The organism is Hafnia sp. HMSC23F03 (genome assembly GCF_001816025.1).
GTDB lineage: Bacteria > Pseudomonadota > Gammaproteobacteria > Enterobacterales > Enterobacteriaceae > Hafnia > Hafnia paralvei.
In genome coordinates this window covers 124930-138133 of record NZ_KV824230.1, presented here as the reverse complement: position 1 = coordinate 138133, position 13204 = coordinate 124930, and the positions used below count along the sequence as shown (strand labels likewise).

The 13204-nt window shown below is 50.2% G+C and carries 11 protein-coding genes; 4 read left to right on the top strand and 7 right to left on the bottom strand.

Going from position 1 to position 13204, the window contains the following annotated elements:
* The first annotated feature begins 38 nt into the window (after positions 1 to 38).
* Positions 39 to 1493 (top strand): Na+/H+ antiporter NhaC, encoded by a 1455-nt coding sequence (nhaC, locus tag HMPREF3091_RS11795; RefSeq protein WP_004090223.1) that lies wholly within the window; start codon positions 39 to 41, stop codon positions 1491 to 1493.
* Positions 1493 to 2677, top strand: coding sequence for a MalY/PatB family protein (locus tag HMPREF3091_RS11790; protein ID WP_070716034.1), 1185 nt, complete (start codon positions 1493 to 1495; stop codon positions 2675 to 2677). The genes nhaC and HMPREF3091_RS11790 overlap by 1 nt, the downstream gene beginning before the upstream one ends.
* Positions 2678 to 2727: 50 nt before the next feature.
* Here the strand turns inward: HMPREF3091_RS11790 and mdtI are convergent, their stop codons facing one another.
* From mdtI to zwf, 6 genes are all read right to left on the bottom strand, one after another.
* Positions 2728 to 3057 (bottom strand): multidrug/spermidine efflux SMR transporter subunit MdtI, encoded by a 330-nt coding sequence (gene mdtI, locus HMPREF3091_RS11785; RefSeq protein WP_004090227.1) that lies wholly within the window; start codon positions 3055 to 3057, stop codon positions 2728 to 2730.
* Positions 3044 to 3475, bottom strand: a complete 432-nt coding sequence (gene mdtJ, locus HMPREF3091_RS11780; protein WP_004090229.1) for a multidrug/spermidine efflux SMR transporter subunit MdtJ — start codon at positions 3473 to 3475, stop codon at positions 3044 to 3046. The genes mdtI and mdtJ overlap by 14 nt, the downstream gene beginning before the upstream one ends.
* 621 nt (positions 3476 to 4096) lie before the next feature.
* Positions 4097 to 4738, bottom strand: coding sequence for a bifunctional 4-hydroxy-2-oxoglutarate aldolase/2-dehydro-3-deoxy-phosphogluconate aldolase (locus HMPREF3091_RS11775; RefSeq protein WP_004090231.1), 642 nt, complete (start codon positions 4736 to 4738; stop codon positions 4097 to 4099).
* Between the two features lie 251 nt (positions 4739 to 4989).
* Entirely contained in the window at positions 4990 to 6804 is a 1815-nt protein-coding gene (gene edd / locus HMPREF3091_RS11770) for a phosphogluconate dehydratase (protein WP_004090233.1), read from the bottom strand.
* Positions 6805 to 6811: 7 nt separating this feature from the next.
* Positions 6812 to 7507: a 6-phosphogluconolactonase gene (pgl, locus tag HMPREF3091_RS11765; protein WP_070716031.1), complete on the bottom strand. Its 696-nt coding sequence runs from the start codon at positions 7505 to 7507 to the stop codon at positions 6812 to 6814.
* A gap of 87 nt (positions 7508 to 7594) precedes the next feature.
* Positions 7595 to 9070: a glucose-6-phosphate dehydrogenase gene (gene zwf, locus HMPREF3091_RS11760; protein WP_035502342.1), complete on the bottom strand. Its 1476-nt coding sequence runs from the start codon at positions 9068 to 9070 to the stop codon at positions 7595 to 7597.
* Between the two features lie 479 nt (positions 9071 to 9549).
* Between zwf and HMPREF3091_RS11755 the strand changes: the two genes are divergently transcribed.
* A complete protein-coding gene (locus HMPREF3091_RS11755; RefSeq protein WP_004090236.1) occupies positions 9550 to 10419 on the top strand; it encodes a MurR/RpiR family transcriptional regulator in 870 nt (289 codons plus the stop codon).
* 265 nt (positions 10420 to 10684) lie between these two features.
* The gene (pyk, locus tag HMPREF3091_RS11750) at positions 10685 to 12127 is read left to right on the top strand and encodes a pyruvate kinase (RefSeq protein ID WP_008813309.1); all 1443 of its coding nucleotides are present in this window, start codon (positions 10685 to 10687) and stop codon (positions 12125 to 12127) included.
* A 71-nt stretch (positions 12128 to 12198) separates the two neighbouring features.
* On the opposite strand, the gene lpxM is transcribed toward pyk, so the two are convergent.
* Positions 12199 to 13161: a lauroyl-Kdo(2)-lipid IV(A) myristoyltransferase gene (lpxM, locus tag HMPREF3091_RS11745; RefSeq protein WP_070716030.1), complete on the bottom strand. Its 963-nt coding sequence runs from the start codon at positions 13159 to 13161 to the stop codon at positions 12199 to 12201.
* Positions 13162 to 13204: the final 43 nt, after the last annotated feature.

Genomic DNA, 13204 nt, shown 5'->3' with positions numbered 1-13204 from the left:
TTTACGCTAAGCCAATCCTACAAATCTGGAGCACGATCATGAATGCGAAAGAAAACAACGACAAAAAAACGCTCTCTCTAGGGCTGGCTTTAATCCCCATAATTTCCATGCTGACGCTGCTCATCGTGGGCTATGGCGTAATGGGATTACGTATCGAACCGCTGCTTTTATGTTCCGCCGCCATCGCCGCAGGTTTAGCCTACTGGCAGGGATACTGCTGGGATGATGTGATTAACTCCATCGTTAGCAAACTGGCGAAAGCGATGCCGGTGGTGATGATCCTCATCTGCGTCGGCGGCCTCATCGGTACATGGATGTTCAGCGGCACGATCCCTTATATGGTGTACTGGGGGCTAAAACTCATCAGCCCGCAGTATATTCTTATTGCCGCCTTCTTCCTGACTAGCGTGGTTTCTGTCTGTACAGGGACATCATGGGGCTCTGCCGGTACCGTGGGTGTTGCCTTGATGGGTGTGGCTTCTGGGCTGGATGTTCCCTTAGCGGCGGCGGCGGGTGCAGTAGTTTCAGGCGCGTACTTTGGCGACAAAATATCTCCGCTGTCTGACTCCACTAACTTCGCGGCTATCGTTGCCGATACCACGCTGTTTGAGCATATCCAGCATTTGATGTACACCACCATCCCTAGCTTTATTCTGGCCGCCATCGTCTATTTGATCGCCGGACACAGTAACATGATGGGGGAAGTGGCAACGCCGCAGCGCGTCACCGATATTATCAATGCGCTAGACGGTCTTTACCATTTCAATATTGTGCTGATTCTGCCACCCGTTATTGTGCTGTGGGGCGCGATCAGTAAAAAACCTGTTATTCCATTAATGCTATCGGCCTGCGTTCTCGCCATTATTCTTGGTGTGTGGCTACAAGGTTTGAGCGTTAAGCAGGGACTTGATGCCTTCATGGACGGTTTCAACCTGTCGATGTTCCCACAAGGTTCCGAAGGTATTATTGCTGACGTCCCTCGCCTGCTAAACCGCGGTGGATTGTTCTCTATGATGAGCACAATTCTGCTGGTGTTCTGCGCATTCTCGTTTGCCGGAGCGCTAACGCTCACCGGCGCACTCACCATTATCATCAACCGTCTGTTAACCGTTATTCACTCCGTCGGCCAACTGATTGCAGCCACTATCGGCACCACTATCCTTGTTACCGGCGCCACCAGCGACGGCAAACTGGCTCTGCTGGTTCCCGCCGAACTTTATCAGGATGCCTATCGCCGCATGGGGCTGGATACTAAAAACCTGTCCCGCACCATCGAAGACGCCGGTACTGTCATTGAACCGTTGATCCCATGGACCGCTGCAGGTGTCTATATGGCAACCACGCTCGGCGTAAGCACTCTCGATTTATTGCCTTGGGCGGTGCAATGCTACTCAGCTATTTTCTTTGCCCTGATTTATGGATTTACCGGCTTTGGTATTGCTAAAGCACAGCCTGCACCAATGGCAGAACAAAGCCGCGAGGAGAATTTATAATGGAAGCTAACTTTGACCTGATCATCAATCGCCATGCGACTGGTTCTGTAAAATGGGACTTCATGGATCGTTATCAGAATATGCAAACGCATAATTTGTTGCCGATGTGGGTTTCAGACTTTGACTTTGCCTGCCCACCGAAGGTGCTTGAAGCGCTACACAATCGCGTCGATCATGGTGTCTTCGGCTACAGCGAGCGTGATGAGGGCTACTACGCCGCGCTTATCAACTGGTTTGCCGGTCGCCACCAGTTGGAAATTAGCCCCGATTGGATTTGTAGCATTGAAGGCGTGGTTCCTGGCCTGTCTTTATTAATCCAAATGCTGAGCCAATCGGGCGACGGCGTGGTCGTTCAAGGCCCCTACTACGGCTCCTTTGCGAAGATTATCCAGCTGAATCAACGAAAACTACTCGAAAACCCGTTAGTTGAAGATGAAACACTGGGCTACGTCATGGACTATGCACAGTTAGAAACGGTGTTCCGTGAGCAAAAACCGACGTTGTTTCTCCTGTGTAACCCGCATAATCCTACTGGCCGCTGCTGGTCTAAAGAGGAGCTGACCCAGCTTCTGACCTTATGTGAAAAATATAATGTTACCGTGCTGTCCGACGAAATTTGGGCCGACTTGTTATTACCCGGTTCAACATTTACTTCAGTGCTACATCTGGGCGAACGCTGGCACTCACGCGTGATTGCAGCGACCTCTGCCAGCAAAACCTTTGGTCTATCTTCGTTACGGATATCCAACTTCCTGATCCCTAATAACGAGATAAAAACTCGCTTCATTGAGCGTTTAAACGCCCACGGCTTGGACGTTTTCAATGCTCTTTCTATGGAGGCCGCCAGCGCAGCTTACCGCAGTTCGGCCCAATGGCTGGACGAAATGCTAGCTTATCTGGCCGCTAATCGAGATTGGTTTGTTGAACAGGTTAAGACGCATTTGCCATGGGCGAAGATATCTCCAGCTCAGGGAACCTATCTTATCTGGATGGACTGCCGCTCGCTAAACGTTAGCGATGACGAGTTAAAGAGGATCATGACAGAGTGCGCGGGTATCGCGCCGTCAATGGGCGCGGGTTTTGGCCCTCACGGCTCTGGCTTTATCCGACTAAATTTGGGTTGCCCTCGTCGCTATCTAGAACAGGCAATAGAAGGTTTAATCCGCATCAAACCCCAGCGTTAAGAGACAAAAAAGGCTGCCATTTGGCAGCCTTTCATTTTACGTCAAAACCATTAAGCCAGTTTAATCATAATCATACCGGCCAATAACAGCGTTAGCCCCGCCCAACCTTTCTTATTCAGACGTTGACCGAACAAAATCCATCCGGCAGCAACGGTAGCGGCGATACCAAAACCGCCCCACAGCGCATAGGCGACCGACAGTTCGATGCCTTTAACCGCCTGTGCCAGAGAGCTAAATGCCCCCAGCACCGCCGCTAAGGATAGCAGTCCCATCCAGATACGGCGGAAACCGTCCGACCACTTAAGAAATATGTTGGCTAAAATTTCGAGTACTACGGCTAATGCTAACCACGCGATATGGAACCACTCAAGCTGTTGCATGATTGCCTCCTGTTACGTTTGTTTTTGACTGCGCAGGTTTGGTTTTCGCTGCTACGGTGCTTTTCTGCTCACCTGCTTTCGCAGGGGATTTTTTTGTTTTTACCGTACCCGATTTAACCAGCGCGATACCCGCAATCAGCGTTGCCAAGCCCATCAGTTTCATCAGGGACATGCTTTCATCAAACCACAGCACGCTGAACAGGGTAATAAACAGAATACCGATGCCTTCCCATAATGCGTAAGCCACGCCCAAAGCAACGCGCTTCACCGCAAACGAAAGCATGATGTAAGAAATGGTGATCATCACTAGCATAACGATGTTGCCCGTCATACCACCGCTTAGACTCGCCCATTTCATTGACAGTGTACCGATAATTTCGGCCACGATGGCACATGCCAAAAAGATCCAATAAATCATTTTTCTCTCCACAGAGTTTTATTTTTTATTCGACCCGCTATTTTTTAACTTTTAGCGCTAGCATGCCCGTAAATTGGCGCACGGCGTCTAAATTACACTTTGGAAAACCGTTATTGATATTCCAGCGTAAAATGCGAATCGGTAAGAATTATTCGGTTAGGATAAATGCAGACAGCATCAGGTTAAGCCGCTGGTTTTATCAGCTACCGAGAGTGGAGAGAGAAGCTAAAGCTCGCTACACCAGTGATGTTCACTAGACAGCGTTGTAGAAATGAATAAGAGATATGTAGAAGTTTTAATCATCAAGCGATTGTGAGTTTTCATAATAGTTTACATCTTCCCCCCGTACCTACTCCCTACCATACGGTTTGTTCAGTGTCCTCATCAGGTTTAATTAACTGCATTATTTGTATCATAGGCAATTTTATTAAGCAAACCCCGTTTTGACAAGTTTTCTTAGAAAAATGAATATAAATAAGCAAGTTAGATAATTAAAAAAGAAAGCCGCCAAGATTTGGCGGCTTGATTTCTGTGGAGCCTCAACAAGTTAGCATTGCTTAACTATCACGCGCTATGCATAAAGCAACGCTTTAGGTGCTCACGCAATATGGACAAAATATTTTACGCTTTTGCACCGGCAACGGCTTCTTTAGCCAGTTCAGTAATGCGTGCATAGTCGCCATTGTCCAACGCATCGTTCGGGATCAACCAAGAACCACCGATGCACAACACGCTTTTCAGTGCCAGATAATCGCGATAGTTTTGTGGGTTGATACCGCCAGTTGGACAGAAGCGAACGTGAGAGAATGGGCCTGCGATAGCCTGCAATGCTTTAACACCGCCGTTTGCTTCAGCTGGGAAGAATTTAAACTCTTTCAGACCATGATCCATACCCAGCATCAGTTCAGAAACCGTGCTGATACCTGGGATCAGTGGGATTGAACCCGCAGTGGCTGCTTTCAGCAGGTCAGCGGTCAGTCCTGGACTGATAGCAAACTGAGCACCCGCTTCGGTCACTTCTGCAAGCTGTTTAGCATTGGTAACGGTACCCGCGCCCACGATAGCTTCTGGTACTTCTTTCGCAATAAGACGAATAGCTTCAACCGCACACTCGGTACGCAGCGTCACTTCCAATACACGCACACCACCGGCAATCAGGGCTTTTGCCAACGGCACCGCCTGCTCCAATTTTTTGATTACGATTACAGGTACAACCGGGCCTGCGGTCATGATTGACTCGGCGCTTACTTTCCAGTTTTTCATCTGTTTATTATCTCCACTGTGCCTTGCGGCTGATAGTTATGGCTGGCGCTGTCGTTTTCAAACCGAAAAACCTTGCCGTCCCCGTCATCCTTACAGCTGCATCAGTATTCGCAGCATGCCTTCCGAACCACTGACCTGAATCAATTCATCGGAATCATTTGCATACAGCTATGATGTAGCTCTAATTATTTAGGTATACAACGCCAAAAAGAATCGTTAACGCGGGCCGCGATGCGACCCACGTGGTTTCATCAATAGAATTTGATACAGCTAGCGCCCTCTTCAGCGCCAGAGAGTTGTTCCCGCAGCGCGGCAAACATTTCACGACCTGAACCGTCATGCAGCGCAGACAGATCTGGGTGAACCAGCTCGCGGTTTGCCAGTTCAGCCTCATCCACCAGCAAGGTCAGCTCGCCGGTTTTACCATTCAGGCGGATCATATCGCCGTCACGCACTTTCGCCAGCAGGCCGCCGGAGTAGGCTTCTGGCGTCACGTGGATCGCGGAAGGCACCTTGCCCGATGCGCCGGACAGACGACCATCGGTGACCAATGCCACTTTCAGACCGCGATCCATCAATACGCCCAACGGCGGCATCAGTTTATGTAGCTCTGGCATACCGATGGCGCGAGGCCCCTGATAGCGAACGACAACGATGCAATCTTTGTCCAGTTTGCCCGCTTCAAAAGCTGGCACGACATCATGCTGACTATGGAAGACCACCGCCGGTGCTTCGATGATCTGGTTGTCGGCTGGAACCGCCGAGGTTTTCATCACCGCGCGACCAAGGTTGCCCGTTAACACTTTGGTACCGCCATGAGATTCAAACGGTTTATCAAAGCTGGCAATCACATTGTTATCGTGCGATTGGGTTGGACCTGGACGATAAACCAGTTTGCCATCTTCAAGGAACGGCTCTTGGGTGTAACGGCTCAGACCGTGCCCTGCAACTGTTTCCACATCCTCATGCAATAACCCCCCTTTCAGCAGTTCCTGCACCAACACAGGTACGCCGCCCGCCGCTTGGAAGTGGTTGATATCCGCTGGACCATTTGGGTAAATGCGGCACATCAGCGGCACTACGTCAGACAGGTCAGAGAAGTCATCCCAGTTGATATGGATGCCCGCCGCCCGCGCCATTGCGACCAAGTGCATAGTATGGTTAGTCGATCCACCGGTTGCCAACAGCGCAATAATGCCGTTAACAATCACTTTTTCATCAACCATACGACCCACTGGCATGTAGTTGCCGCTGGTTTCAGTCATGCGAGTAACCTGACGTGCAGCCGCATCCGTAAGCGCAGCGCGCAGTGGCATATCTGGCTGGACGAAGGAAGCTCCCGGCAGATGGAGACCCATAACCTCAATCACCATCTGATTAGAATTTGCGGTACCGTAGAATGTACAGGTACCCGGCGCATGATAGGACGCGGCTTCGGCTTCGAGCAGCGCATCACGGCCTAATTTACCTTCCGCATACAGCTGGCGCACACGGACTTTTTCTTTGTTCGGCAAACCGCTCGGCATTGGTCCGGCGGGAACGAACAGGGTCGGTAAATGGCCAAAAGACATGGCGGCCATAAACAGACCCGGCACAATTTTGTCGCACACGCCGAGATACAGCGCACCGTCAAACATATTGTGTGAAAGACCCACAGCGGCCGACATGGCGATAACTTCGCGGCTCATCAACGAGAGCTCCATGCCGTCCTGTCCCTGAGTTACGCCATCGCACATTGCAGGTACGCCTGAGGCTACTTGTCCCACAGCCCCTACCGTGTGCAGTGCTGCTTTGATCTGCTGCGGATAGGTTTCGTAGGGCTGGTGCGCCGAGAGCATATCGTTGAAGGATGTCACGATACCGATGTTGCTCTTAATCATGCTGGTCAAAGAGGCTTTATCTTCTTGACCACAGGCGGCAAAACCATGTGCCAAGTTGCCGCAGGCTAACTGAGAACGATGTACCTTTTTGCTACGCGCGTGTTCGATTTTGGCCAAATAGGCCGCACGGCTGTCACGGGAGCGTTCAATAATGCGTTGTGTCACTCGGGATACTGTTGGGTTCATTGCTGCCTCATGCCGTCCAGTAAATGTCGACCGGCGTTTGTGTTTGCTGTAACACGGCGCGGATCGGCATCTCATTCACATCCGTACCCTGAATTGCGCGCTGATAAACATCACGCTTGCTGTCACCTACCACATGCAGGTAGATATGACGGCTACTAAGCAGAGCCGGAAGTGTTAGGGTGATACGATCGAGCGGCGCGGTCAGCGGGGTCATCCCCATGCAGACTCGGCCGGAATCCATCGCGAGAGCTGGGAACAGATTCTCTGCCCCAGGGAAGAGCGAAGCGGTATGGCCATCATCACCCATGCCGAGGATCACAACATCGAATGGACGCGCAATAACTTTTAGCGCCTGTTCGGTGTCTGCAGCTCCGGCAAACGGGGTGGCATGACTATTCTTCAAACCAACAAACTTTGCGTCTGATGCGTAGCCTTTTAGCAAATGTTCACGTACCAGCTTTTCGTTACTGGAATCATCATTTGCATCGACCCAACGCTCATCCGCCAAGGTAATGGTGACCTTGCTCCACTCAATGGCTTGCTGAGTTAACGCCTCGAACAGTCCTAGCGGCGTACGACCACCGGACACCACTAGGCTCGCTTGTCCCTGAGCGCCAATACTGTGGCTCAGAGCTGCGGCAATTTCCTCAGCAAACTGTTCGTTGAGCGCTTGTGCGCTCGGAAATTCTTTAAACTGTGCCATCTCAACCTCTCCTAAACTGTCTGAATCATGCAACACGAAGGTTTATGCCTTCGTGTTGCTCTCATTCGAAAACGCCCGTCTAGAGCACTATTCGAACTCATTCCATGCACGGCCATCGCGACTGATCATCGCAACGGAGGCCACAGGGCCCCACGTACCGGCTTGATAAGGTTTAGGAGATTCGTTATCAGCGGCCCACGCTTCCATAATGGAATCGACCCACTTCCATGCTTCCTCAACTTCGTCACGACGGACAAACAGCGCTTGAATTCCACGCATGGCCTCTAGCAACAGGCGCTCATATGCGTCAGCCAGATGTTCCTGATGGAAAGTATCGGAGAAGCTCAGATCCAGTTTAGTCGTTTGCAAGCGGTGTTTGTGTTCCAGACCCGGCACCTTATTTAGGATGTCAATCTGGACGCCTTCGTCTGGCTGCAGGCGGATCGTGAGTTTGTTCTGTGGCAGCTCTTGATAAGAGTCACGGAACAGATTGAGCGGCGGGTTCTTGAAGTAAATGACGACTTCAGAACATTTTGACGGCAGGCGTTTACCCGTACGTAGGTAGAATGGAACGCCAGCCCAGCGCCAGTTATCAATGTCTACGCGAATAGAGACGAAGGTTTCGGTATTACTGCTTTTATTCGCCCCTTCCTCTTCGAGGTAACCCGGAACTTTTTTGCCTTGCACAAAGCCCGCGGTGTACTGACCACGCACCGTGGTATCACGCACGTTGGAGTGATCGATACGACGCAATGAACGCAACACTTTGACTTTCTCATCACGAATACGGTCAGTCGAGAGATCCGCAGGTGGTGACATCGCGATCATGGTCAGGATCTGCAACAGATGGTTTTGAATCATGTCGCGCATCTGACCTGCTTTATCAAAGTAGCCCCAACGCCCTTCGATCCCCACTTCCTCGGCCACGGTAATCTGCACGTGATCGATCATGCTGTTGTCCCAGTTATTGGCAAACAGCGAGTTAGCGAAGCGTAGCGCCAGCAGGTTGAGAACCGTTTCTTTACCTAAATAATGGTCAATACGGTAAACCTGTGACTCATCGAAGAATTCTGCCACCTGATTATTGATGGCTCGTGAGGATTCCAAATCGGTACCGAGCGGTTTTTCCATCACGATACGGCTTGGTTCTTTGTTCAGACCTGAAGCGCCCAAGCCTTGGCAGATCGCGCCAAAAGTGCTTGGTGGCATAGCAAAGTAGTTGATGGTGACGCGTTTTTTCTGATCCAGCATCTTGGCGAGATTTTTAAAGTGCTGAGTATCGTTAACGTCAAGGTTACAGAAATCCAGACGCGCGCTTAGCGTCGCCCACAGTTCTTCATCAACTTTTTCTTTCAGGAAGGTATCCAGCGCTTCGCGCACGACCTTGGTGTAGGCGTCTTTATCCCATTCAGCGCGACCCACGCCGATGATACGAGTGTCCGGATGGATATGACCGGCTTTTTCTAATTGGTACAGGGAAGGCAGCAGTTTACGGCGGGCTAAATCGCCCTTTGCGCCGAAAATGACCAGATCGCAGGCCTGTGCTGTTGACGTAACCGCCATGTTCATCTCCTCGTTGCAGGATGCTTGTAATTTTATTACATGATTAATGTACTATTTTTGACTATAGCCAGTAAACATGCTTTTTTGCTGAAATTTTATACATAAAAGGTATGAAATTTTCTTTAATCCTGCCGCAAGCCATGTAATGACAGACACATTATGTAATTTTCTGTCAAAACTGAACTAATATTACCATATCGAAAGTTAGACACACGTCATACTCTGGTAAAAAAAGCCCATCAAGCGGCATCATCTCGCTGCAAAGCAGTTACAGCTCGTAGTATATTTTCACCAAACAATCATAGATTTCTCCTTTCTTTGAAATCGCTTTACCCGATAGATTTCAAAAATGCAGGAAAGCGGCAAGCGAGAAAGACCGGAATCACTGGCTAGAGTAAGTGATTCGGGAACCCGAAAGTAGCCAACACACCTGCAATTTGAAAAATGACGGGTATACCATTCATGAGTGAATTTCGTATATGAATACGCTGGACAAAATTCAGGCGAATCTGGACCAACTAAGCAAATCTGAGCGTAAAGTCGCCGAAGTCATCTTGGCTGCACCGCAGACCGCCATTCACTCTAGCATTGCAACGCTGGCGAAAATGGCTGATGTCAGCGAACCCACGGTTAACCGTTTTTGCCGACGCATGGAAACCAAAGGCTTCCCTGATTTTAAACTTCATCTAGCACAGAGCCTTGCTAATGGGACGCCATATGTCAATCGAAACGTCGAAGAGACTGACAGCGTTGATGCTTATACCAGCAAAATATTCGAATCGGCGATGGCCAGCCTTGAAATGGCTAAGAATAACCTTGATATGGCCGCGGTTAATCGCGCAGTAGACTTGCTAACGCAGGCGAAAAAAATCTCGTTCTTTGGCTTAGGCGCATCTGCCGCAGTGGCTCACGATGCCATGAACAAGTTTTTCCGTTTTAATATTCCCGTGGTTTACTTCGACGACATCGTCATGCAGCGCATGAGTTGCATGAATTCAAACGAAGGCGATGTGGTTGTACTCATCTCTCATACTGGCAGAACGAAAAGCTTGGTAGAAATGGCGCATTTAGCCCGCGAGAACGACGCAACGGTTATTGCCATCACCTCTCGTGATACCCCACTGGCGTTAGAAGCCACACTCCCTTTGCTGCTCGATGTGCCTGAAGACACCGATGTTTACATGCCAATGGTTTCGCGCATTGCTCAATTAACACTCATTGATGCCTTGGCGACTGGCTTTACGCTGCGTAGAGGTGCAAAATTCAGAGATAACTTGAAGCGAGTCAAAGAAGCGTTGAAAGAATCGCGCTTTGATAAGGGACTTGCGCTCCCCCACCATTTTGACTAGAACATGACAGGGATTCAGCGCAGGAAACGGTTTTAACGACAATCAGGCACCAAAGCATAAAAATAATCGGTCATTTTCTGCTAAATAAAGAAGAGACTGGTATCAATCAACCGCATGCACTCTCTTTTGCGGTTTCATGCGAGCAGGCTTGATGAGTTGATGTGCCCAGTTCGAAAAACACTGGGTGTAACGTGGATGCGTAATCAACTGCCTGTTCGTTGTATTGGCAACAACACCAATGCTTCACATGTCAACGGAGTTACACATGTCCAGACGGCTCAGAAGAACCAAGATCGTAACCACCTTAGGCCCAGCAACCGACCGCGATAATAATCTTGAAAAAATTATTTCAGCTGGCGCTAACGTTGTTCGTCTCAATTTCTCTCATGGCAGCGCTGAAGATCATTTAGCCCGCGCCAATAAAGTCCGTGAAATCGCAGCAAAACTGGGGCGGCACGTCGCTATCCTAGGCGACCTGCAGGGCCCAAAAATTCGCGTTTCGACGTTCAAAGAAGGCAAAGTATTCCTCAACATCGGCGATAAATTCCTGTTAGATGCCGATCTCACCACCGGTGAAGGCGATAAAGAAAAAGTCGGTATCGACTACAAACGCCTGCCAGAAGACGTTGTCCCAGGTGACATCCTGCTGCTTGACGATGGTCGTGTGCAGCTAAAAGTGCTCGAAGTTAAAGGCAGTAAAGTCTTTACCGAAGTCACCGTGGGTGGCCCGCTGTCCAATAACAAAGGCATTAACAAGTTAGGTGGCGGCCTGTCTGCCGAAGCGTTAACTGAAAAAGACATCGCCGATATCGCCACTGCCGCGAAAATTTCCGTCGATTATCTGGCCGTCTCCTTCCCTCGCACCGGTGAAGATATCAACTATGCGCGCCGTTTAGCGCGTGACGCTGGCTGTGATGCCAAAATTGTGGCGAAAGTAGAGCGTGCTGAAGCCGTATGCAGCGAAGAAGCGATGGATGACATCATTCTTGCTTCCGATGTTGTGATGGTTGCTCGTGGTGACTTAGGCGTTGAGATTGGCGATCCTGAACTGGTCGGCATCCAGAAGCAGTTGATCCGCCGCGCACGTAAATTGAATCGTACCGTCATCACGGCCACTCAGATGATGGAATCCATGATCACCAACCCAATGCCAACGCGCGCTGAAGTCATGGACGTTGCAAACGCCGTGCTGGATGGCACCGATGCGGTGATGTTGTCGGCGGAAACAGCAGCTGGTCAATATCCGGCTGAAACCGTGGCGGCGATGGCGCGCGTCTGTCTGGGTGCGGAAAAAATCCCAAGCATCAACGTGTCTAAACACCGCTTAGACGTACAGTTCGACAACATTGAAGAAGCCATTGCCATGTCGAGCATGTACGCGGCTAACCACCTAAAAGGTGTGACTGCGATTATCGCCATGACAGAGTCGGGGCGTACCGCGTTGATGATGTCGCGTATCAGCTCTGGCCTACCTATTTTTGCCATGTCTCACCGGGAACGTACGCTAAACCTGACTGCACTCTATCGCGGCGTGACACCGGTTTATTTCGATAGCACCAGCGATGGCGTAGCCGCAGCTCAGGATGCAGCAAACCTGCTTCGTGATAAGGGCTTCTTGGTTTCTGGCGATCTGGTTATCGTCACTCAGGGCGACGTCATGGGGACAGTGGGCAGCACGAACACTAGCCGTATTCTGCGCGTTGAATAAGACGTTCTAATCTTCAAATACACAAGGGGCGCATAGCGCCCCTTTTTCATCGGTAGAGAAACAGCTTTAGCCTACAGGTCTTTGCGCTTATAGGGCTCTATCTCGCCCGGTTTGCGGGTCTTCAATAGCTTGAGTATCCAGGTGTACTGTTCTGGATGCGGCCCCATCAAGAGTTCCACCTCTTCGTTCATCCTGCGCGCCATATCATGCTCGTTCATCTCAGCAATATCATCCATGGGGGGACGAATATAGATATCCAACGTGCTGGTTTTGCCGTCATAAACTGGAAACAGTGGAATAACCTGCGCGCGACACAGCTTCATTAAACGACCTATTGCCGGTAACGTAGCTTTATAGGTTGCGAAGAAATCCACAAACTCACTGTGTTCTGCGCCGTGATCTTGATCGGGGAGGTAATACCCCCAGTAACCGTGACGCACTGAACTGATGAAAGGCTTGATGCCATCATCACGCGCATGCATACGCCCACCAAAACGCCGACGACAAGTATTCCACAGCCAGTCAATCATCTTATTTTTCTGATTATGAAACATGGCTGCCATCGGCTGGCCTTGGGCAGCCAGTAGCATTGCGGGAATATCAACCGCCCAACCGTGCGGAACCAAGAAGATGGCATTCCCACCGCGCTCGCGCAAAGCGTCAATATGTTCCATACCGTGCCAGCGGGTGCGCTTCAGCACTCGCTGTGGGTCACGTAGCGTAAGCTCGGCCATCAAAAACATCGACTGCCCCGCTCGCTCGAACATACGGTCGATAATCTCTTCGCGCTGCGCTTCGCTTAATTCAGGAAAACAATACAACAGATTAATTCGCGCACGGCGACGAGCCCCGCCCGCTAATTTACCCGCCAAGCGGCCCACGGTCGCGAGGATGGGATCCCTAACTCGCACGGGCAAATAGGCCATCGCCACCATCGTGCCGACACCTAACCATGCACCCCAATATTTGGGTAACAAAAAACTTTTCTCAAACTGCGGAATAAACTCCACGTTTGACCGTTGTTCTTTTTCCATGCGAAAACTCTTTCATCAAATATCAGCTAATTATATACCTAAG

Excerpts from the sequence above, each read along its gene's own strand:
- nhaC (WP_004090223.1), top strand. The coding sequence starts at position 39 with ATGAATGCGAAAGAAAACAACGACAAAAAAACGCTCTCTCTAGGGCTG.
- HMPREF3091_RS11790 (WP_070716034.1), top strand. The coding sequence starts at position 1,493 with ATGGAAGCTAACTTTGACCTGATCATCAATCGCCATGCGACTGGTTCT.
- mdtI (WP_004090227.1), bottom strand. The coding sequence starts at position 3,057 with ATGCAACAGCTTGAGTGGTTCCATATCGCGTGGTTAGCATTAGCCGTA.
- mdtJ (WP_004090229.1), bottom strand. The coding sequence starts at position 3,475 with ATGATTTATTGGATCTTTTTGGCATGTGCCATCGTGGCCGAAATTATC.
- HMPREF3091_RS11775 (WP_004090231.1), bottom strand. The coding sequence starts at position 4,738 with ATGAAAAACTGGAAAGTAAGCGCCGAGTCAATCATGACCGCAGGCCCG.
- edd (WP_004090233.1), bottom strand. The coding sequence starts at position 6,804 with ATGAACCCAACAGTATCCCGAGTGACACAACGCATTATTGAACGCTCC.
- pgl (WP_070716031.1), bottom strand. The coding sequence starts at position 7,507 with ATGGCACAGTTTAAAGAATTTCCGAGCGCACAAGCGCTCAACGAACAG.
- zwf (WP_035502342.1), bottom strand. The coding sequence starts at position 9,070 with ATGGCGGTTACGTCAACAGCACAGGCCTGCGATCTGGTCATTTTCGGC.
- HMPREF3091_RS11755 (WP_004090236.1), top strand. The coding sequence starts at position 9,550 with ATGAATACGCTGGACAAAATTCAGGCGAATCTGGACCAACTAAGCAAA.
- pyk (WP_008813309.1), top strand. The coding sequence starts at position 10,685 with ATGTCCAGACGGCTCAGAAGAACCAAGATCGTAACCACCTTAGGCCCA.
- lpxM (WP_070716030.1), bottom strand. The coding sequence starts at position 13,161 with ATGGAAAAAGAACAACGGTCAAACGTGGAGTTTATTCCGCAGTTTGAG.